Source organism: Sphingobium soli (assembly GCF_020782245.1).
Taxonomy (GTDB): domain Bacteria; phylum Pseudomonadota; class Alphaproteobacteria; order Sphingomonadales; family Sphingomonadaceae; genus Sphingobium; species Sphingobium soli.
The window spans coordinates 96,708-118,190 of sequence record NZ_JAJGNP010000014.1 but is presented as its reverse complement, the minus strand read 5'-3'; the positions used below and the strand labels follow the sequence as shown (position 1 = coordinate 118,190).

Genomic DNA, 21,483 nt, shown 5'->3' with positions numbered 1-21,483 from the left:
CGATTGCCTCGTCATCGGACCCGGCAACTGACAAATAGCGCGATCAGAACGCCGCCATTTAGCGCGAGCGTTTACACAGGATAAGATCCATACCGTTTCCGGAACCACTTTCTTGTTTCCTCTTCGAAATTGGACTGTGCTGATGAGTTTGAGCGATGGTGGCTTCGCTCATACACTACGCGCTACCAGGCCCCTGCCCGTTTCTTAGGCTTAACGTTGTAGCTCAAGACCCCGGGGGCTCAGCCTCCCTTCTCCGGTTCTTGCCGCTGCGCAAATCCCTCGATCTACCTGCCGCCGTCGTGTGGTCGCACGGCATCATCCAAAGACCTATTTAGGCCGTCATGACTAGCCAATCTTCGCCATAAGGCGCCCCGCCGCCCCCTGCTCTGCCGCGAGATTGCGATTATAAGCGAGCGGCATCCGCGGCGACTTCCACCGCAGCGCGTCCATGATGCCGGCCAAATCCTCCCCGCTGGCGAACAGGTCCTGATTGAGCCCGATCCGCGTCGAGTGCGCACTGATCCCCTTCAGCAACCGCGCCAGATCGTCCGCCGTCAAATCGGGCAGCGCGCCACGGTCGAACGCGCGGCCGATGATCGACCGAAAGATTGGTCCGATCGAGCCCGGGTGCAGCGCCACGGTGCCGATGTCATATTCGACGCGCGCCTTCACCGCCGGCTTGGACAGCGTCTTGCGCAGATCCCACGTCTCCCGGCCCGAGATGCTGTCGATCGGCCGACCGCGCACGGCTGCCCGCGCCTTGTAGCGCCGCACCTGCACCCGCCGGAACAGCGGCCCTGTCGTGATCCCCGCCGCTTCGGTCCACGCCGCGATCGCCGCGACGGTGCGCGGGCTGAGGTAGGCGGTCGCCCCCTCCCCGTCTTGATCGCCCTTATGACGCAGAATCTGCAGCAGCCGCGCTTCGGGATCGATCGCCTCCTCAATATGCTCAATGGCGACCGCCACCAGTTCGGAGGCGCGCAGCCCGGTGTCATAAGCGGCCGATAGCAGCGCCCGATCACGCAGCCCCGGCAGATCCTCGCCACAACTCTCGAGCAGCGCGCGGATGTTGAGCCCCCGCGCCTTGTCGCGCTCGACGTCGCGCACCGGGCCCTTGAACCGCAGCGGCCGCGCCTGCTTCTGCGCAGCCCCCTTCTCGCGGCGCACCGTCTGGAGCCGCAGCTTCACCAGCGGCGCCGGCGTCGGATCCTTGAGCTCGAGCAGCTGGTGGATCTTGGCGATCGACGCCTTGTAGCGGGATAGCGAGGCCGGCCGGCTCCCCTTCCCGGCCCGCGCGTCGAGATAATCGGCCACGGTCTCGGGCGTGGCCGGCAGCGCGATCCGGTTGTTGCGCCTACACCACGCATCGAACGCCTCGACGTCGGACTTGAGCGCACGGATGCTATGGGGCGATGAAGCGGCCTGATAGGCGGCGATCAGGCCCTCGTTGACGGTGATGCGCTCGCCGGCGCGCATCTGCACGATCGTCCACGCAAGGTCGGCCGGCGCCCTGACGGCCGGCAGGACAGCCTCAGGCGGCGCTACGGGGATTTCTGGCCCTTCCCGGGCGGTTTCGGTGCTCACGACGCGCCTCGCTCCTCAGCCGCGCTTGTAGCCCACCTTGTCAGTTAAAGAATACGGGCGGACGAGAAAATGGCAGAAAAGCTTGGGTCACGTGTAAGAATACCTCCGGACGTTCGACCTGAAGGCGCGGTTCTGCTACAAAACGACCGGACCCGGCAACACGAGTCCCTGGCAAAAATCGGGGATAGGTCATGGCCGAAGCTGGCACTGCCCTCACGACGGTTGATCCTTCACAATGGCGTACAGCTTGCGAGCGCGAGCCGGTAATTCGCGCTCTTGCCGCGGAACCTCGGCTTGGCCACAAAGCGATTGCAGAAGCTGGCTCGACGCTGGGCCTCAGCCGGTCCCGCATCTACGAGCTTCTGGCGAGATACCGGGAAAATCCAGTAACCAGCTCACTGGTCGACCAGCACGACGGATTTCCCAAAGGCCGGTCCCGCCTACATTCCGAGATCGACCGCCTGATCGATGCCGAGATAGAGAAATTCTATCTCCGCCGTCCAAGGCCCACTCTCGCTCAGTTGGTTCGGCAGATACGCTATTCGTGCCTGGAGCAGAACCTTCGACCTCCGGCCCGGCAAACGGTTCACCTTAGGGTCGATGCCTTGGAGCGCGAACACCTTATTGAAGCCCGAGATGGCGCAAAGGCTGCAGCAGATCGCTTTCGTCCAGTCAGGGCCTCCTATGAGGCGGAATATCCGCTTCAGGTCGTGCAGATGGATCACACTCTCGTCGATATCATCATCGTCGATGAGTATTTCCGGAAGCCTCTGGGTCGGCCAACGCTGACTCTGCAGATCGATGTTGCCACGCGGGTAATTCCCGGCTTCTACATCTCTTTGGAGAAACCATCGGCGACATCGGTCGGCATGGCGATCCGCCATGCGGTTCTACCCAAAGATGCTTGGCTGGCCGACCGGGACCTTGCGTTCGCATGGCCCGTTTTCGGCCTGCCCGACATCCTCCATCTTGATAACGCCTCGGAATTTCATTCACGCGCGCTCACGCGCGGCTGCCAGCAATTCGGAATAGACCTTCATTATCGTCCTCCGCGTACGCCGCACTTTGGCGGGCACATTGAGCGCCTGATAGGCACTACCATCGGCGAAGTGCATCTACTTCCGGGGACCACCTTCTCGAACATTCAAAATAAGGGGGACTACGACGCCGAGGGCGAGGCCTGTATGACCCTCAAGGAATTCGAGCGGTGGTTTGCGCTCCAAGTGGGCATCTATCATGGTACTATCCACCGAGCTCTCGGCGTTCCGCCGATGACCGCGTGGCGCGACGACCAGACAAAGCGCACTGAGCCACTTAGGCTACCGGCTGACCAACAACGCTTTTTGTTCGACTTCCTTCCATTCGAAATGCGCCGGGTTCGGCGCGACGGCATCAAGCTCTTCCATCTGGTCTACTGGCATGGCGCTTTGACCACATTGGTGGCGAACAGCGTCCATAAATTCCCCATCAAATACAATCCGCTCAACCTTTCGACGGTTTATCTCGAACTGCCCGGCGGCGAGCATGTGATTGTCCCCCTCCGCGATAAGCGCCGCCCAGCGATCACGAAGTTCGAACACGACTATGCCCTGAGAGCGCTTCGAGAGCGCGGGCGCGGCGCGGTCGACGAGCAGATGCTGTTCGAGATGGTGAGCACACAGCGTAGTATCGTACTCGCCGCCGTGACGAAAACCCGAGGGGCTCGACGAACGACCCAACGCCTCGTCGATGCGCTCATCCGCGGCGAGCCGCCTACGGTTCACCTCGAGGCTCGAGAAGCTAACGAACAACTCGCAGCACCAAATCTCGACGGGCCAGTCGTCCCGCTCGCCATCGAGGAACGGTCATGAGCACGCTCTACGGTCATCTCTTCCCGGCTTACCGCGAGTATGCCGAACTGACTGATGAGGCCCGGGTGGACTGGCTTCGGCGCGACCGTTGGATTTCGTTGCCACAGGCTGAAGCCGCGCTCTGTCACCTCGAGGACCTGGTGATCTATCCACCTCGAGGGCGAATGCCCTGCCTGTTATTGTTTGGTTCCACCGGGATGGGCAAGACCGAGATCGTCAGCCGCTTCTCCAAACTGCATGCGCCCCAGTTCGATATAAGGACGGGGCTTAGCAGGATGCCAGTGCTGCTGGTGCAGATGCCGCCGGAGCCGACGGAGGATCAATTTTACACCGAACTGCTGACCGCGCTCAATTGCGTCGAGCTTAGCTCCCTGTCCGTGCGATCGATGCGGGCGGAAGCGAGACACTTGCTTGCCGAAGTCGAAACCAAGGTGCTTGTCCTGGACGAAATCGACAAGATGCTCGCAGGCACGCCGCGCCAGCAGCGGGTGTTCCTCAATACAATTCGCTTTCTGACGAATGACCTCAAAATTCCGATTGTCTGCGCAGGCACCGAGGAGGCGCGCATGGCCGTCCTGACCGATCCGAACCTTGCTGATCGGTTCGGAGCGTTCGAGTTGATGCCATGGTGTAACGATCACGCCCTGCGCCAGCTCCTTGCGAGCTTTTCTGGTCTGCTGCCCCTCAGACGACCTTCGCGGCTCGACACCGTCGAAGCGCGGCAACGTTTACTAGCCCTCACCCAAGGTGTGACCGGCCGAATATTCAGGCTCATTGAGGCGGCTGCCGTCGCGGCGATCCGCGATGGCCAGGAAATGCTCGACGCAGCAAGCTTCGACGCCAAGGACGTAACACTGCCTCTCGTCTCCATGTATGCCTCGGCGGGCAAGCGAAAGACAATCGGCCGAGCGATCCTATGACTTTCGTGGAGCCATTCCCGGATGAGCTTCTCAGTTCGTGGCTGACGCGCATGCGACCCAATCGGAATGCTATGAACGAGCCTTCTCTTCGCGCCTCTCGAAATAGCGCCGGCCACTGGCGTCATCCGGACGTCCACCCGACCAAATCGATGATCACTGAACTTGCCTCAAACACCGGCATTGCGCCGACCCAGATTGCCAAACTCGGCCTCTGCTATCGGTATCCCAGGATCAACCCAGACTTTGTGGCCTGGCGCTACGTTCCATCCGATTATCTTGGTCGGGACTGCGAGCCCGCTCTTTCCCTGCGGATTACCTGGTGCAGCCGTTGCCTCGCCGAGGACTATGCTGGGGGCCGCGCCGCCTATGTCCGCGCCGACTGGGCTATGGCTGCGGGAGGCTTTTGTTCCCGACACAACTGGCCGCTCGTCGACCGATGCGTCACTTGCGGGAGTGTCGATTGGGCGATGAAGCGGTCACCGCAAGGGCCGCCGAGGATGTGCTGCGCCCGCTGCCGTCGGGGTCTCGAACGGGCAAATCCTGGGGCGCTTGAACTGGAGCCAGCGGCGCATTCGCTTTGGAAAATGATCGCAGGTTTCGAAGCCGCGCTGCGCGATGCCCTCACAGGAAAAGTGCCGGACCAATTCCGCTTCAACGACACCTCAGCCTCTCAGCTGCTCGACGAAACCTCCACAATCTGCCTTCTCCTAGCGAGGGCTCGCAGGCGCGCAGGGCTACGTGATGAACTTTTCGATCGCTTTGCCACGCCCGCGCTCACACTCGAAGACGGTTGCCCAGACGAACCGTCCTGTGAAATGCCACTCGCACTTGCTAGCCCGTCCCTGCGCCGTTGTCTGATTGCAATATGCGCCGCAATGCTCGATGCAGATTATGGCGCAACGGGACTCTGTCAGGGCAAGTTGGTTGTCGACATATGGTCGCGGACGATCGGTAGCATGGCGCTCAAGCACTTTATTCAAGATCGCCTCACTTGCTCGTCAACACTAAAAAGAAAGTTGGAAGCAGCCCTCCATCGGAATGAACAATTTGAACGGATGTCTTATTTACGAGACGCCTCGCACACCTATGAAACTCTTTTTCAAGACTCCGCCTAAGTTTATTTCGTGTGATACATACTTTTTGGGAGACGGATTTAAATCAGGAAGGCGAGTGCGGCCAACTCAAGGCATTCCGGTGCGGGCGCTGGAATGACGGCTTGCGCTGAAACCGGTCCCTCGGAATTTTGACAGGTGCCGGTCGGTGACGCGCCCATTGTGGCCATTCGACAGCGATTTTCCAGTACCTGAAACCGGAGGTTCGAATACCGCTGAGTTCTCACCGAAATAACCATCGAGAGTGCCGAATATGAGGCCACTGCGACGCAGGAGACCATTCAACACGAAGGTGCACTCTGCCGAGTACCATCTCGGGGCAGCTGCAAGACCGAGACCGGCGTGATCTTTGCAGTGATCAAGTCTCAACGTGACACGACAATTCGCACTGGTGCAGGGGCGTGGGTCATGGTTTGCGACCTGTGAGTAAATTTTCGCCAAGCCCTAATCTCTTCCCGAGATAGTCGACACTATCTGCCGTCAGGAAGGGCAAGGTGGAAAGATAATCTGTACTGTAAGGCCGGAAGGATGCTCCGGTATGGTCCAGGCCGCGTCGTGCAGGGCCGCGATCGCTGCGACCAGCGCCAGGCCAAGGCCCGAGCCCTCGGTATGGCGGCTGGCATCGAGGCGATAGAACCGCCGGAAGACATTGGCGCGCTCCGATGCCGGGATGCCCTGCCCGGTATCGGACACCTCGGCCACTATGCCGCCATCGTCCACGAAAATCCGCGACGTGATCGTCGTTCCCGCAGGCGTGTGGACGATGGCGTTCTCCACAAGGTTGGTGAAGAGCTGCGCCAGCAGTTCGCCGTCGCCGTTTACGACGATGCCGGGTTCATGGTCAGCAAGGTAGTTATGCGCCGCATCCTCGGCCACGGGGGCGTAAGCCTGCTGGACGCGGTCCATCAGTTCGCTGAGATCGACCCGCGTGAAGCGCCTGCGTCCGACTCCGCCTTCCAGGGCGCCGATCCTCAGCAGCGCTTGGAAGGTCTCGAGGATGCCCGAGGTCTGCTCAAGGGCGTCGTCGATCATCGCCGGTTCGACCTCGGCACTTTCCTGCATCTGTTCCAGCCGCTGGTGAAGGCGACTGAGCGGCGTGCGCAAGTCGTGCGCGATGTCGGTTGAAACCTGCCGCAGCGCCTCCATCGCTGCGGCATTGCGATCGAGCATCCGGTTCAGGTTCTGCGCCAGATCGTCGAACTCCGGGCCTAGGCCGATCATCGGCAGCCGCTCCGCTCGGTCCCCCTCGACGATGCGATCGACCGCGCCGTTTACCCGGTCGAGACGACGCACGAAGAGCCTCCCGGTGAGATATCCGCCCAGCAGTGCGAAGAGCGTGATGCCGATCCCGCTGAGCAGGGTGAAGCGGCCGAGCCGGTGGCGCAGCATCTGCACGTCGTAGTTGTCGCTGGCCACGACCAGCCGCAACCCGTCCGGCAGACGCGCGCCGAGCGTAGTCATGCTTTCCCGGCGCGTGCCTTGCTGGCCCGGCTCGGGCTCTATCACGTTCACCGTGCTCCAGCCCTCCGTCATCGCCGTCGCCGGAAGATCGCCGAACAGGCGGCGGCCTGCGACATCGAGCAGCAGGTAGCGATAGGGTGCCTCGGGACGAACGCCTGCGTGACGGGCCATCGCGTCGGTCAGACCGGATTGCCCGAGTTGCGCGTATTCGCCCTGAAGCACGCTCATCTCCGCCTGCAGGCCGCCGTTCGTCGCTTCGGTGGCATAGCGCCCGATCTGCTCTTCGACGACGATCAGCAGCGCGGCCGCACCGATGGCGAAGACCCCGGCGAGAAGCAGCGCGAAACGGAAGGCCGCGCTGCGGATCGGCCCGGAAGCCCGGCGCTTAGGCCGGTGCTCAGGCGGCATCGATTCGATACCCCGCGCCGCGCAAGGTCTGGATCAGTTCCTTGCCGAAGCCGCGATCCACTTTCGCGCGCAACCGGCTCATGTGGCTCTCGATCACGTTGGTCTTGGGGTCGAAGTGGAACGACCAGACGTTTTCCAGCAGCATGGCCCGCGTGACCACTTCGCCCGCGTGGAGCATCAGGTATTCCAGCAACTTCAGTTCCTGCTGCTGCAGGTCGATACGCTGGCCACCGCGCATCACCGTCCGCTTCACCCGGTCAAGTTCAAGATCGTCTATCCGCAGCAAGGTCTGCAGTTCGACGATCGGCGGCCGCCGCGCGAGCGCATTCACCCGGGCGAGCAGTTCGCTGGCCGCGAAAGGCTTGGCAAGGTAATCGTCGGCCCCGGCTTCCAGGCCCTCGACCCGGTCCTCCACCCCGTTCATCGCGGTCAGGAAAAGCGCCGGACTTCGTACGCCCATCGCCCGCAAGGCCTTGAGCGCCCCTAGCCCGTCGAGCCCCGGCACCATGCGGTCGAGGATCAGCACGGCATGATCGCCGGTCGAACCCAGGAAGATCGCGTCCTGTCCGGTGGAGCAGACATCCACGACATGTCCGGCCGCGCTCAACACGCGCTCGAGGTGCGCCTTGGTCGCGTCGTCGTCCTCGAGAAGCAGGATTTTCATGCCGTGTCCTTTTTCGCTCGCATCGGATGCATCTGCAAGTTGGCAAAAAACAATGTTTCAATCATCTTGGGCAAAGGTTCAGTTGTTTATGTTCGCGTCATAGAGCAGTCCCGCTCTTAAGGATGCCATGATGAAAACTTCCAGCATCATCGTCGCACTTGCCCTGGTGGGTGCCGGATCTTCGGTTGCGTCGGCCAAGCCCGCCGCGCTGAAAGGCGGGGAATACGCCGCCCAGGCCAAGGTCACTCTCGCATCGGCGCGCATCGCCGCGCTGAAGGCACGGCCCGGCACGATCACGGACCAGGAACTGGAGAAGGAAAAGGGCGGCAGCGGCCTGCGCTATTCCTTCGACATCACCAGCCACGGCAAGCCATTCGAAGTGGGCGTCGATGCCAAAACCGGCGCGATCCTCGAGAATGCCGCCGAAGGCAAGAACCCGGACTGATACACCTGCGACGGGGCGGTTGCGCAACCGCCCCGCCCTCTTTGCAAAGACACCCTACCGGTATGGACAGGCATCGTTTTAGGCACTCCGTAGCGATCTTGCTTGCCGTGGCCGTCACCGGTTGCGCGCGCTACACCCCCCTGCCGCTCTCGACCGCCGCCCCGCTTGCGCCGAGCCTCGGCGCCCTCGATGCATCGACGCCGCAAGCTCCCCTGACCGTCGCGCAGGTGATAACGCTGGCGCTCGCCAACAACCCCGACCTCAAGGCAGCGCGCCTGCAACGCGGCATCGCCGCCGGACAGACGGAGCAGGCCGGGCTGCTTGCCAACCCCTCGCTGAGTGCTGCGTTCCTGCCGTTGCTGTCGGGTGCCGGAACGGTTCCCGCCTGGAACCTCGGCCTCGCGCAGGACATCAAGAGCATCCTGACGTACAAGTCGCGCCAGCGCGCGGCCCGTGCCAGCGAGCGGCAAGTGGACGCCAGCGTCGTCTGGCAGGAATGGCAGGTCGCAGGCCAGGCCCGGCAGATCGCCACCGACCTGATCATCGGCGCCCGCAACCGCCAGAACTATCTCGCGGCCTATCAGCTCCTCGCCGAACGCAGCGCCAAGCTGGACAAGGCCCTCGCCAGCCAGACCGTCACGCTGGTGACCGTCGCTCCCGATCGTGTCGCTCTGCAATCCGCCCGCTCCGCGCTGGACGCGCTCGACCAGCAGCAGTTGAACCTGCGACACCAGCTCAATGCTCTGCTGGGCCTGTCCCCGGAAGTGGTTGTCCCCCTCGCCGCCGAGCCTGATCTGCCGCCGTTCGATCCCGCGCAAGTGCGCGGCGAGATCGCCACCCTGCCCGATCGGCGACCGGACCTGCTGGCCCTGCGCATGGGATATGCCGCATCTGACGAGCAACTGCGTCAGGCGATCCAGTCGCAGTTCCCCGACCTCATCCTCGGCGGCAGCGTCGCCAGCGACAATGCCAAGGTCATCAATGGCGGCCCGAACCTGCAGATCGGCCTGCCGATCTTCGATCAGGGCCAGGCCGCCGTCGCGACTGCCCGCGCGACCCGCGCACAGTTGCATGCCGATTACGATGCCCGCCTCTCCGCGGCCATCGGCACGATCGGTTCGCTGCTGCGCGAGTACGAGCAGTTGTCGGCGCAACTGGAGGTCGCCAGGCGCGACCTGCCGAACGCACGCGCCGCCGCCGCTCGCGCCCAGGCCGCGTTCGGCGCATCAAATCTGGACGAGCGCGGCTATGTCGACCTCGTCCTGAACCGCTTCACCAAGGAACAGGAAATCATGACGCTGGAGCTTGCCCTGCTCGATCGCCAGATCGCGATCCAGACGCTTGTTGGCGCCGGGCTGCCGACCGTCGATCTTGAATCGACGACCACGGTGGACGCCCGATGAAAAGGCTTTTCGCTTTCTCGGCCGTGGCGCTGCTGGCGGGCTGCGGCTCGAATGCACCGACCCCGCCCCCCTCGCCCACCGTGCTCGTCACTACGATCCCGGCCAGGCAGGGTTCCCTGCCGGCAACGGTCGTGGCCTACGGATCGGTCGGCCCGGCCCTCAACGGCACCATGACGTTCAGCGAGGCCCAGCCCGGCCAAGTGACCGCACTGGCCGTCGCGCCGGGCATGGCAGTGCATGCGGGCCAGACGCTTGCGACGTTCGTCACCGCGCCCGCATCGCGCAGCGGCTACCTGCAGGCCGTGACCGCCCTTGCCGCGGCACGCAAGCAGGAGGCCAGCACCGCGCAGCTCCTGTCCCAGCAGCTCGCCACGCGTGACCAGCTGACCCAGGCCACCAAGGCCGTCACCGATGCGCAGACCGCGCTCGCCGCCTTGCAGGCGGACGGCGCCGGCCGAGCCAGCCACACCATCGTGGCCCCGTTCGACGGGGTCGTCACGACCGTCGCCGTCGCGCAAGGGGACCGCACGCAGGCCGGAGCCCCGATCCTCACCGTCGCCAAGGCAGGCGGGATCGTCGTCACCGTCGGCGTCGATCCGGCGGCGCGAGCCGGGGTCGCCGTCGGCCAGTCGGCCAGCCTCAAGCGCCTTTCGGGCGGCGCCGACCTGCGCGGCAAGGTGATCCGCGTAGACAGCGCACTGAACGCGACCAGCCGCCTCATCGACGTCGATCTCAGCTTCCCCGCCGGTACGCTGCTGCCGGGCGAATCGATGCAGGTCGCGATCGAGACGGGCGCAGTCCAGGGCTGGGTCGTGCCGCACAAGGCGGTCGTCACCGCCGGAGGTCCATCCCGCGTGTTCCAGATCATCGGCGGCAAGGCCCAGTCGGTGCCCGTTCAGGTCCTGCTCTCGTCCGACAAGGGCGATGTAGTCCAGGGCAAGCTCGACGCCAGCCGCCCGCTGATCGTCGATGGCGCCTATCAGGTCGATGACGGCGGAGCCGTACGCCGGAGCAACCGATGATCGAGAAATTGCTGGGCTCGCAATCGCGGGCCATCGTCCTGGTCGCGCTGGCAATGGCGCTCGCCGGGATCGTCGCCGCCCTCGCACTGCCGATCGGGCTGTTCCCGCAAGTCTCCTTCCCCCGCGTTGTGGTGGACCTCGATGCCGGCAGCCGCCCTGCCGACCAGACCGCGCTGACCGTCACGCGCCCGGTGGAAGAGGCGATCCGCGCCATTCCCGGCGTGCAGAACGTGCGTTCGGAAACGAGCCGGGGCTCCGCGCAGATCTCGGTCGATTTCGGCTGGGGCCGCGACATGATCGCCAGCACCCTGCTGGTCGATACCGCCGTCGGCCGGGTCGTGCCGACCCTGCCTGCGGGCACGCAGTACGACGTGCGCCGCATGGACCCCACGGTCTTCCCGATCATCTCCTACGCGCTGGTCTCCGACAAGGTCGATCCGGTTACCTTGCAGGATTTCGCCAGGTATCAGATCACCCCCCTGCTCTCGTCGATCAGCGGCCTGGCGCGCATCGGCGTGCAGGGCGGTGACACGGCGGAAGTGCAGGTCCTCGCCGACCCGCACCGCCTGGCCGATTACAACCTGTCGATGACCGACCTCTCCACCGCCATCAAGAACGGCAACGTCCTGAGCGCAGTGGGCCAGGTGCAGGATCGCGGCCGCCTCTCGCTGGTGATCGCCGACCGTAGCGTCAGCAGCGCGGCGCAGATCGGCGACATCGTGGTCAAGGCCACGCCCACCGGCGTTGTGCGCGTGCGTGACGTCGCGACCGTGCAGAACGGCGCGCTTCCAGTCTGGCAGCGCATCGTCGAAGACGGCAAACCGGCCGTCCTCTTCAACATCTACGAACAGCCGGACGGCAACGCGGTCAAGATCGCGCAGGAAGTCGAGCAGAAGCTGAACGGCCTCAAGCTGCCCCCAGGCGTCAAGCTGGTGAACTGGTACGACCAGAGCCAGCTCGTCACGCAGTCCGTCTCCAGCGTGCGCGACGCGGTGCTCATCGGCCTCGTCCTCGCCGGTCTCGTCCTCTTGTGGTTCCTGCGCAGTTGGCGGGTGACGCTGGTGGCGGTGATCGTGGTGCCGGCAACGCTGGCCATCACCGTGCTGGTGCTGAGCATGCTGGGGATGAGCTTCAACATCATGACCCTTGGCGGCATCGCAGCGGCGGTCGGCCTGCTGATCGACGACGTCATCGTCATGGTCGAGCATATCGCCCGCCGTGCAGGCGCCCGGGACGCCGACGGCAAGCTCGCCGGAGACGCCGCCGTCATGCCCGCCGCGCGCGAGTTCATGACCCCGCTGACCGGGTCGAGCATGGCGACGCTGATCGTCTTCCTGCCTCTTTCGTTCCTGACCGGCGTGACCGGCGCGTTCTCCAAGGCGCTGTCGGTGACGATGGCGGCGGCGCTGGCGATCTCCTGGGCGATGACCGCATTCGTCGTGCCCATTCTCGCCCGCCGACTGGTGGACTTCAACAAGTGGCATGACCCCGGCGCGGCCGGAGAGGGCCGTCTCGCGCACGTCCACGACGGCGCGCTCGACCGCCTGTCCGCGCGGCCCTGGCTGCTCGCGGTGATCGCGGTGCCGCTGCTCGTCATCGGCTACGTCGGATATTCCAATGTGCCCACCGGCTTCATGCCGAAGGTAGACGAGGGCGGTTTCGTCATGGACTACCGGACTCCGGCGGGCACCTCGCTGGACGAAACCGGCAGGCAGGTTGGCCAGATCGACGCGATGCTGCGCGCCAATCCCGAAGTCGCGACGTTCTCCCGCCGCCTCGGCACCGGCCTTGGCGGAGACCTTGGCCAGAGCTACCACGGCGACTACTTCGTGCGCCTGAAACCGGATCACAGCCGCCCCACCGAGGAAATCGCCGCCGCCGTAGCCGACGAGATCGCCGTCAAGGTGCCCGGCGTGCAGGTCGAGGTCGCGCAGCTGATCGAGGACCTTATCGGCGATCTCACCGCCGTGCCGCAGCCGATCGAGGTCAAGCTCTACGCCTCGGACCCGTCGATCCTCGAAGGGGAAGCGCAGAAGGTCGCCGCGACGATCAGCAAGATCTCCGGCGTCGTCGAGGTCAACGACGGTGTCCAGCTGGCAGGCGATGCGCTCAACGTCCATGTCGATCCGGTTCGCGCCGGGATGGAAGGGGTCGTCCCCGCCGACGTCGAGAGCCAGCTGTCCACCGCGCTGACCGGCGCCGTCGCGACGACGCTGGCCCAGCCCAACAAGGCCGTCGATGTCCGCGTGCGCCTGCCCGACGCCATGACCATGAGCGAAGCGGGTCTTGCCCAGCTGCCGATCCGGGCCACCGATGGCCACGTCTTCCCGCTGTCACGCGTGGCGACGATCGAGCCGGTCACCGGGCAGCCGCAGATCGGGCGCGAGAACCTGGAGCCGATGATCGCCGTCACCGGCCGTATCCAGGGCCGCGGGATCGGCGCGGCAGTCGCCGACGTCACCACCGCCCTCGACAAGCCCGGCGCCCTGAGCCCCGGCGTGCGCTACGAGCTGGGCGGCCTCTACCAGCAGCAGCAGATCGCGTTCTCCGGCCTCATCAAGGTGTTCGCCGCCGCGCTGATCGCCGAACTGGTGTTGCTGCTGGTACTGTACCGCCGCTTCTGGCTGCCGGTCATCATCATCGGCTGTTCGCTGCTCTCGACGACCTCGGTGTTCACGGCGCTGTGGCTGGCGGGCGTCGATCTCAACATCACGGCGCTGATGGGGATGACGATGATCATCGGAATCGGCACCGAGATGGCGATCTTCTACGTCTCGGAGTTCGAGGAACTGGCCCACACCATGCCGCCGGAGCAGGCCACGCGCGAGGCAAGCCGCAACCGCCTGCGTCCCATCACGATGACGACGCTCGCGGCGATCCTGACGCTGCTGCCGCTCGCCTTCGCGATCGGACAGGGATCGGGCATCCAGCAACCGCTGGCCATCGCGATCATCGCCGGTCTGCTGCTGCAGTATCCGCTGGTCCTGCTGGCGATGCCGGTGCTGGTGCGGCTGACCCTGCCGAAGACCGCGTGACCGTTACCCCAGGCGCGACCAGATGGCCCTTCCGGTCCGTTCGAAGCGCGCCTGGGAATACTCGTCCAGCATCTGCGCCCGGGCCTGCCGCCCCAGCGCCGCGAGGGCATCGGGGGCGGACAGGGCTTCGCGCAGCGTCGTGGCGAGCGAAACCGGATCCTCGGGCTCGGCAAGCCATCCGTTGACCTGCGGCCGGACCGAGAAGGCCAATTCGCCCACGCGCGATGCGATTACCGGAAGGCCAGCAGTCAACGCTTCGTGGGCGGCAATGCAGAAGCCCTCCCGCCGCGAAGGCTGGAGGTAGAGGTGCAGGGTTTCAAGGAAGGCCCGAGGTTCGGTGGAGTAACCGGTGAGGCGCAGTCCTTCGATACCGGCTTCGGCAGCCAGTGCCGCCAGTCGCGGGCCTTGCGCACCGTCGCCCGCAATGGCGATCTCGAAGGGAACCGGGGGACGGAACCCCTGCTCTCGCAATCGGACCAGCGCCGCGATCAGCACGTCGTAGCCCTTGGCCGGGTGAAGCCTGCCGAGACTGCCGAGACGCAGGACTTCCCCCGGCTGCCAGGCGCGCGCCTGGGGCATCGCGGGATCGGCGGCATAGATCGGCCATGTCGCCAACCGGTCCGCAGGGACACCGAGGCGCCGGGCGGTGAGTTCCTCGACCACACGCGAATCCGCCACCCACATTGCCGCGCGGGCTTGAAGCAGGCGCAGGAGACGCTCGTTCCAGGGCTTGAGGAAGGCGTTATGCTGCCATGCGATCACGGGAATTCCCAAATGCGGCCCCAGTACCAGCCCGAGGATCGTCGCGCGGCTGAGCGAGGTCCACAGATGGGTCGCCTCCCACCCGCGCAGTTCGCGGGTCAGCCATCGGGCGGCGGCGAGATGGTCGGTCTCTCCGCCTTCGCGCACCGCGACATCGAGGCCCGCCGCCTCCATGGCAGGCAGAGCCCTGCCGTCGCGGCGAGTCAGGGCAAGGACGCGGACTTGTGCACCGGCACCGCGCAGCACCGCAAGGATGGCAGGCACCGGAAGCGCCGCGCCGCCACCCTCCAGCGAGTTGATGACATAGGCGATCCGGGGACCCGTCATCACCGGCCGCTGGTGCGCCATACGAGGACCGCGAGCAATCCGTTGGCCACGACCGCCTGCGCCACCGCCTGGATGCCCGCCCCCATCAACCCGAAGGTCGTCAGCAGCCAGGGAAGGAGCGGCAGGAAGGCGAAGCTCGACAGCAGGTTGGCCCACATCGACCGGGCCGGGTGGCCAAGCGCCGTGAGTGCCGAGGTGCAAGGCGGACCTATGAGCGCAACAGCACGCGCGGCGACCAGCGCGATCATCACGCCCGACGCGGCGCCGAAAGCCGGGCCTGCCATCAGGCGGATGATCTGGGTCGGGAAAATCCCGACGATCAGCACGACGGGAACCGCCGCCAGCACCGCGATGCCGACGACCTTGAGAAGCGTCTGGCGCAGCGCCCTGCCGCCGTATCCACCCGCAACGATGTGAGCCAGTTCGGCGTAGGAAGCATTGCCGAGGATCTGCGCGGGCTGCGCGAGGATGACGGTAGCGCGCTGCGCGACCGCAAAGAGGCCCGCCATGGCCGGTCCCATCACCCATCCGATGACCAGCGGCGCGACGCGGCCGGTCAGGTCTCCGAGGGTCACGTCCGCATTGCTCGCCAGCATGAAGCGCCAGATGCCGGTGTTGTCGTCGGTCACCCGGCCGGGCTCGGGACGCACTATCGCATTGCCCAGGCGCTTCGCCGCCATCCACAGGCCGAGACCCCACATCGCGGCGAATTCCGCCAGAGCCGCGAGCAGCCATGCGAAGAGGAACGATTTCACGCCCCATCCGCACGCGATCACCACCAATGTCCCGATCAGCCTTACCGTAGGCTGCACGAGGTTGTGCAGGCCCAGCAGATCGAAGCGCCCGCACAGTTGCAGGTAGCCTGAAGGCGTCGAGCGCACCGATCCCAGCACGGCGAAGGCGTAGTACGGCGCAAAGGCCATCGCCTTCGGAGACCAGCCGAGATGGGGACCGACGAACGGCACCAGCACCATCGCCGAGATCACTGCGAGGGCGCCCCCGGCCAGTTCGACCTTGGCGCCGAAGCGCAGCAATCGCGACAGGCGGTGAACTTGCCCATCGCGGTCGGCCTCGGCACCATAGCGCACGATCGCCTGCCACGAGGGGAATTCGATCACCCCGCAAACCGTGGTGACATAGGCATGGACGAGGACCAGCACGCCGTAGTCCTTCGGCCCCAGGTAACGCGTCGCCAGCAACAGATAGCCCAGGCTCATGATGCCCGCGCCCGCCTTGCCTCCCAGCACCAGGCCAAGGCTCGCAAAGATGCGGCGGACCCGGCCCGCCGGTCGATCGGTCACCATTCGCCCATCAGGATTTTCGGCGCGACGTGCTGTTGCCCATTCATCATGCGCTTCTAGCGGCTTGCTATCCGACATTACCAGTCTTTGTACTCACGCCGGAACGAGCTTGAGATGGCGGTTATCCCGGCGGCGCCGTTCCGCGAAAGCCGCTACGGCATTCGCGGCACGAATGGAAGACGGGGTGTCCTGGAGATCGAAGCTCTGCGCGAACAGGTCCTGCTGCACGGTACGGTAACGGGTCGCGTGAAGCTCTTCGGCCCGCTCCAGCGCCTGTGGCAATTCTTCGGGCCGGGTGATGACCTCCCCGGCCGTCCAGTGCCGGAAGTTGGGGTCGCCATGCCACTCGTGGCCATGGGTGTTCAGGAAGATGCAGGGCCGCGGCCGCAGCAGGAATTCGTAGACCTGGCTGCTCGCGTCGCCGAGATAGACGTCGGCCGAGAGAGTGTAGCTCATGTCGGTCGATGCCCGGCTGCCGAGATCGACCTTGATGTTGTCGCCGCGCAGGAAACGGGGCGGTATCTCTCCCGCCCGATCGACCGTCAGCCTGTCGATCGTCACTACGTATTGCCGCTGGAACAGCATCACGTGCGGGGCGAACAGCAACCCTTGGTCGGCGCGTCCCAGGAACTGCTCGAAGACGCCGTGGCCGTGGCGATACCATGAAGACAGGTGCGGCGACGGGTGGGGGTTGTAGAGCACGACCTGCTCCACGGTGGGAAGAAAGCTGACCTGCCGGGTTTCGCGGACCAGATCGAACTTGGGGTAGCCGACGATGGTGATCGCCTCGGGGGCCATCCCGGCTTCCTGAACAAGCCGGTCGCGGATCTTGGGGCCTGAGCACAGCACATGGTCGAAGCAGGCGCTGGCCTTGTTGAAACCGATGGCCCTGTCGCCGGCGCCGTGCCGGGTGTGAACGATGCCGAGGTTGGTGAGACCGTATCGCTTCTTGAGGATCAGCGAGGTCTTCTCCGCCACCACCAGTACGTCAAGACCACGGAAAAACGCCAGATTGTCCCGATATATCAGCAGCTTTCCGGCTGGCACCACTTTGCCGAGCAGTGCATCCACCCGCCGCGACAGCGGGGACGGTTCGAGTTCAACATGTTCGATGGTCGAGCCGATATGTGCGCCGCCGATGCGCCGCACCTCGGCCGCCAGCGCCGCGTTCGTCGTGGCGACCACGATCTTCCCGCCGAAGCCGATCTCGACGAGGGCCATTGCGATCGGAAGACTATGGGCGACCTGGTGTATCTGGTCGTGGTTGAACAGGAATCCGATGCGCATAGTCGCTTGACTCCGCGACCTGCGAAGACCCGCACCCCATCCGTCACAATTTTTTCGACGTCACGCGGCCCTGACGCTGCGGCGCAGTTCCCCGTAAGCGGCGAAAAGCCCCTCGAAATGCTGGAGGTTGCTGACGACCTTGCGTTGGCCTTGCGGGATTTGCGGGCTCTCGCAGAATTTCACGATCGCATTCGCCAGCGAGAAACGGTTGCCGGCCTTGAAGGTCAGCCCGCCGCCGTTCAGCGCATGATCGGCAGCGCCCCCCGCATCGGGCACGATCACGGTTGTTCCGCTGGCCCGTGCTTCGGCGCCGACCATGCAGAAGGTCTCGGCCTCGCAGCCGTGGACGACGGCATCGGCGCTCGCCAGGATTGCGGCGAAGGCAAAGCGATCGCGCTCGGGCTCGAACAGGCGGACGTGCGGATTGCCGGCGATAGCGCTGCGGATCGCGCGCTTCTCGCGGCCTTCGCCGAACAGGACCAGGCCCACCGGCACTTGCGCACTCGCCGCGACGACCGCATCCACCACCATCGGCCAGCGCTTTTCCGGCGCCAGCCTGCCCGCCGCCACCAGCAGTCGGGCATTCGGATCAAGGCCGCACAGGGCCAGAAGCCGTGCCCGCAGTTCCGGATCACGTCGCTCGGGCGTGAAAACGCCGGTTTCGACGCCGAGCGGATGAACGCGTACACCGGACACTCCGCCCGCACGAAGCCGGCCCGCAAGGTCGTGGTTGGCGCAGACGGTCATGTCGAACGCCACGCCGAGTTCGCGCAAGTGATCCCAATAGCGCTCGAACCCGCGATCGATACGGGAGCGCGCGAGGAACGGCTCAAACCAGCGATAGGCGTAGGCGGACAGCGGATCGGCGTGCATCACCAGGCTGCGGCGCGCGTTGCCCTGCCAGCGGGCCACCATGGCCGGACTGCGCCAGGGCGACGAGACCTCCACCACATCGGGTTTCTGCGCATCCAGTGCGGCATGCAGCGCGGCCTCGTCGGCGAAGTAGCCGTACTTGCGGTCCAGCGGGAAGCGCGGGGACGGCAACGTGACGATCGATGCGCCGGGGCCGCGCTCGACGATCGCATGTTCCTCGCCCGGGACGATGACGACGATCTCGTGGCCGAGTTGCGGCCCGATCCGCAGCTTCTGCTCGATATAGGTACGCACCCCGCCGCCCTGGGGGCTGTAAAAGGCGCAGACATCGACGATTTTCAAGGCTCAGCCCTTTCGCTTGAGCGGCGCGACGCCCAGGCCGCTGCGATAGTTCATCAAGATGGACAGCAGTGTCGGCCCGGCACCGGTTGTCACTGCAACCCTGGCCGCCTTCGGCTTGCTCCAGCCCAGCTTCGGGTTTCCGGAGAAGCCGATGCCATCGACGGTCCATCCGAACTTGCGATTGCCATCCCTGTCATGCAGCAGCGAGACCGCATATGTGCCCGGTCCCGGAACACGGATGCACAAGCGGACACTTCCTGTCTGCGGAACCGGCACCTCGACCCGTCGGAAAACCTTTCCGGCGTTGAGCAGGACGTTATCGTCCGCCAGGAAGTCTTCGTCGTTGGCGGGATAGACTTCCAGCTTCAGGGAGCCCTGCCGGTCCTTCAGTCCCTCGACATCGACAAGCAGCGACGGCCCCTGCTCATCCCGGCGGCATTGCCCTTCCTTCTTGCCCAGGTCAGGCGAAGAGGGGAGCGCCGCCGCGCCGAGCAGCAGCGCAGTCACAAGCAGCGACGTGGCGCGGATCACCATGCGTCGACGGCTCGGCGCAGCAGGTCGGACATCACCAGACCGAGCCCCAGGACAAGGTGCACCAGCAGGATCGCCGAGGCCATCATCGTCATGAGTGCGGCGATGTCGGTCTCGTGGCCGAGCGTGAAGACGGCAAGCCCTGCGAAGACCACGTCCTTGTTCGGGATGAACGGCAGGCGCGAGATCAGCAGGCGCATCGTCGCCAGCAGCAGCCACCACATCGCCGGGACCGAGGGGAGCACCATGTGCCACAGCACCGCCGAGAGGATCGTCGTGATGACGATGCGCCACAGATGCATGATGGTGATGTACCAGAGCGCATCGCGGTCCAGCGAGAATATCCGGCGCCGGAACGCCATCGCCAGGATCGACGTCGCCAGCACTACCGACAGCGAAAGCATGACCGCGCGGTTCTCGAAACCGATGGTGGACGAGCCGAGGAACGGCCACAGCACCACCAGCAGGACGAGCGTGACCCCGTTGCCCGCCATGGCGGAGAGGATCGACACGTCCTTGATCGCCCCGAACGGCGCCGCAGTCATGGCGCTGCGCTGGCGCGCCCAGGCATAGAAATAGGCCTCCCCCAGATAGCCGAGCAGAAGTTCGTTGCACACCAGCTTGCGCAGCAGCGCCGCGAAACCTTCCACGGGGAGCTGCCACAAGCGGCGATAGATGAACCACTCGCTGCCGGGACCGGCGAGATAGCTGAGCGCGAAGACGATCCAGAAGCCCGGATCGCGAGGGACCATGGACAGGATCCGCACCGTGTCCATGCCGCGCAGCTCGAGGACCACCCCAAGCGCGATCAGGATCGAGAACAGGACCGGCAACAGCGCAGTCCGGCGCTTCCACGATAGCGTATCCTGCGCGCGAAGCAGGACGTTCGGTCGTTCCGCCATTGAAAGAGAAGGGGGCTGAAGCACAAGGAATTCCTTGAGAGTGAACGGGATATCCAGGGGAAGTTCGCGATTATCGCAGCGTTGGCGAGGCCATCAGGACCCGCATATGTCTGGCCGAAGCAATGGCCCGCCGCATGGTCGTCACGTAGGCTCCGGCAGCGATCTCGACAGTAAAGCGGTGCGAATACTCGCGCTGCATCGGGCCGGGCCGCGGAAGCTCGTCCGCATGCGCAATTTCCCGCGCCATCGCGTCGATGTCCCCGACCGGCACCAGCGTGGCGCGCACCCCTCGTCCGGCCAGTTCCTTCATGCTGGAGGAACAGTCGGTGGCGACGATCTGAAGCCCGGCGGCGATCGCTTCCAGGACGACGGCCGGCACGCCCTCGTAGTTCGAGGAAAGCAGAAGGCAGTCGGCGTCCCGCAGATAAGGGTCGGGATCAATCACATGGCCGCGAAAGCGCACCTTTTCCTCGATCGCCAGACCGCGCACGAGCGCTTCGAGTTGCGCCCGTTCCGGCCCGTCGCCCACGATCGTGAGTTCGTCGCCCGGCCTGAAGCCGGCGGCGAAGGCCCGCAGCATGACTTCGAGGTTCTTCTGGGGCACGAGACGCGAAAGCGCCAGGAAGCGATAGCGATGGCGGCTCCTCTGAATGCGGGGGATCGCCAAGAGACGGTCATAGCGCGCCTCGGTGAGCGCCGGATCGTGGATGGTCGTGACACGATGTGCCCCCACTGACATGGATTGGACGATCTCGCCGTGCATGGGTTCGGCCAGCGCCACGAACCGGTCCAGAGTCATCCCCTGCACCCGCAACCACAACTGGTAGACGCGCCGCCGGAAGATCGACTTGTCGCGCCGCACGAGGTCGTTGCTCACCTTGCTCACGATGGGCGGGCAGCGCTCGCCCAGCAGAAGGCGGGCGGCGACGCAGACGATCGCGTATGTGTTGCCGGGGCAGAAGATCACGTCCACCCGCTCGCGGGAAAGATGCAGGAAGAAGCACCAGATCATCCAGAGCGTCTCGAACCGCGCGGTCGGCACGCGGCTCGAGACGATCCGGTAGTCGAGGTGCGCGCTGACGCGCCCCCGATCCGAGCCTTCGTCCCGTCCCAGGACGATGGACACCTGGTGGCCGGTCTGCTGCCAGCGTTCAGCCAGATTGAGAGCCACACGCTCGACCCCACCGGGTTCGAAGCTGTGGATGGGTATTGCGATCCGCAAGGGCTCCGTCATGCCCATGGGACTCCGCGCCC

The 21,483-nt window shown here is 65.0% G+C and carries 17 protein-coding genes and 1 pseudogene; 8 read left to right on the top strand and 10 right to left on the bottom strand.

All coding sequences use genetic code 11. The annotated features are described in order from the left end of the window. Positions 1-345: 345 nt before the first annotated feature. Positions 346-1,584, bottom strand: coding sequence for a site-specific integrase (locus LL253_RS15290; protein ID WP_013039113.1), 1,239 nt, complete (start codon positions 1,582-1,584; stop codon positions 346-348). Between the two features lie 191 nt (positions 1,585-1,775). Between LL253_RS15290 and LL253_RS15285 the strand changes: the two genes are divergently transcribed. The 4 genes and pseudogenes from LL253_RS15285 (at position 1,776) to LL253_RS15275 (ending at position 5,469) form a co-directional block, all read left to right on the top strand. Continuing rightward, on the top strand, positions 1,776-3,434 hold the full coding sequence (locus LL253_RS15285) for a Mu transposase C-terminal domain-containing protein (protein WP_167381846.1): 1,659 nt from the start codon (positions 1,776-1,778) through the stop codon (positions 3,432-3,434). Beyond that, positions 3,431-4,354: a TniB family NTP-binding protein gene (locus tag LL253_RS15280; protein ID WP_207080788.1), complete on the top strand. Its 924-nt coding sequence runs from the start codon at positions 3,431-3,433 to the stop codon at positions 4,352-4,354. The genes LL253_RS15285 and LL253_RS15280 overlap by 4 nt, the downstream gene beginning before the upstream one ends. Continuing rightward, positions 4,351-4,770 (top strand): annotated as a pseudogene (locus LL253_RS20005) (TniQ family protein); the annotation flags it as partial. The gene LL253_RS15280 and the pseudogene LL253_RS20005, both read left to right, overlap by 4 nt. A 168-nt stretch (positions 4,771-4,938) precedes the next feature. Continuing rightward, entirely contained in the window at positions 4,939-5,469 is a 531-nt protein-coding gene (locus tag LL253_RS15275) for a hypothetical protein (protein WP_228227689.1), read from the top strand. 477 nt (positions 5,470-5,946) lie between these two features. Here the strand turns inward: LL253_RS15275 and LL253_RS15270 are convergent, their stop codons facing one another. Both LL253_RS15270 and LL253_RS15265 read right to left on the bottom strand, forming a co-directional pair. Further along, complete coding sequence (locus LL253_RS15270) at positions 5,947-7,335, bottom strand: sensor histidine kinase (protein ID WP_207080786.1); 1,389 nt, start codon at positions 7,333-7,335, stop codon at positions 5,947-5,949. Further along, the gene (locus tag LL253_RS15265; RefSeq protein WP_008828764.1) at positions 7,325-7,999 is read right to left on the bottom strand and encodes a winged helix-turn-helix domain-containing protein; all 675 of its coding nucleotides are present in this window, start codon (positions 7,997-7,999) and stop codon (positions 7,325-7,327) included. Before LL253_RS15265 ends, LL253_RS15270 begins: the two co-directional genes overlap by 11 nt. Positions 8,000-8,129: 130 nt before the next feature. Between LL253_RS15265 and LL253_RS15260 the strand changes: the two genes are divergently transcribed. The 4 genes from LL253_RS15260 to LL253_RS15245 all read left to right on the top strand — a co-directional run bounded on the left by LL253_RS15260 (position 8,130) and on the right by LL253_RS15245 (position 13,904). Then, positions 8,130-8,444 carry a PepSY domain-containing protein gene (locus LL253_RS15260; protein ID WP_008828763.1) on the top strand — a complete coding sequence of 105 codons (315 nt, stop codon included), beginning with the start codon at positions 8,130-8,132 and terminating at the stop codon, positions 8,442-8,444. 62 nt (positions 8,445-8,506) lie between these two features. Beyond that, positions 8,507-9,847, top strand: coding sequence for a TolC family protein (locus tag LL253_RS15255; RefSeq protein WP_407696116.1), 1,341 nt, complete (start codon positions 8,507-8,509; stop codon positions 9,845-9,847). After that, positions 9,844-10,869 carry an efflux RND transporter periplasmic adaptor subunit gene (locus LL253_RS15250; protein ID WP_228222237.1) on the top strand — a complete coding sequence of 342 codons (1,026 nt, stop codon included), beginning with the start codon at positions 9,844-9,846 and terminating at the stop codon, positions 10,867-10,869. The genes LL253_RS15255 and LL253_RS15250 overlap by 4 nt, the downstream gene beginning before the upstream one ends. Further along, positions 10,866-13,904: an efflux RND transporter permease subunit gene (locus tag LL253_RS15245; protein ID WP_207080784.1), complete on the top strand. Its 3,039-nt coding sequence runs from the start codon at positions 10,866-10,868 to the stop codon at positions 13,902-13,904. The genes LL253_RS15250 and LL253_RS15245 overlap by 4 nt, the downstream gene beginning before the upstream one ends. 3 nt (positions 13,905-13,907) lie before the next feature. On the opposite strand, the gene LL253_RS15240 is transcribed toward LL253_RS15245, so the two are convergent. From LL253_RS15240 to LL253_RS15210, 7 genes are read right to left on the bottom strand one after another with little or no spacing between them, the layout of a single operon-like run. Beyond that, the gene (locus tag LL253_RS15240) at positions 13,908-14,993 is read right to left on the bottom strand and encodes a glycosyltransferase (RefSeq protein WP_207081222.1); all 1,086 of its coding nucleotides are present in this window, start codon (positions 14,991-14,993) and stop codon (positions 13,908-13,910) included. Then, positions 14,993-16,372, bottom strand: a complete 1,380-nt coding sequence (locus LL253_RS15235; RefSeq protein ID WP_228222236.1) for a lipopolysaccharide biosynthesis protein — start codon at positions 16,370-16,372, stop codon at positions 14,993-14,995. Before LL253_RS15235 ends, LL253_RS15240 begins: the two co-directional genes overlap by 1 nt. 15 nt (positions 16,373-16,387) lie before the next feature. Further along, positions 16,388-17,581: a hypothetical protein gene (locus LL253_RS15230; protein ID WP_207080782.1), complete on the bottom strand. Its 1,194-nt coding sequence runs from the start codon at positions 17,579-17,581 to the stop codon at positions 16,388-16,390. A gap of 60 nt (positions 17,582-17,641) precedes the next feature. Then, positions 17,642-18,796 carry a glycosyltransferase gene (locus LL253_RS15225; RefSeq protein WP_207080781.1) on the bottom strand — a complete coding sequence of 385 codons (1,155 nt, stop codon included), beginning with the start codon at positions 18,794-18,796 and terminating at the stop codon, positions 17,642-17,644. A gap of 3 nt (positions 18,797-18,799) precedes the next feature. Further along, a complete protein-coding gene (locus LL253_RS15220; protein WP_207080780.1) occupies positions 18,800-19,330 on the bottom strand; it encodes a DUF2141 domain-containing protein in 531 nt (176 codons plus the stop codon). Then, a complete protein-coding gene (locus tag LL253_RS15215; protein ID WP_228227688.1) occupies positions 19,324-20,253 on the bottom strand; it encodes a hypothetical protein in 930 nt (309 codons plus the stop codon). The genes LL253_RS15220 and LL253_RS15215 overlap by 7 nt, the downstream gene beginning before the upstream one ends. 46 nt (positions 20,254-20,299) lie before the next feature. Next, complete coding sequence (locus tag LL253_RS15210) at positions 20,300-21,469, bottom strand: glycosyltransferase (RefSeq protein WP_008828753.1); 1,170 nt, start codon at positions 21,467-21,469, stop codon at positions 20,300-20,302. Positions 21,470-21,483: the final 14 nt, after the last annotated feature.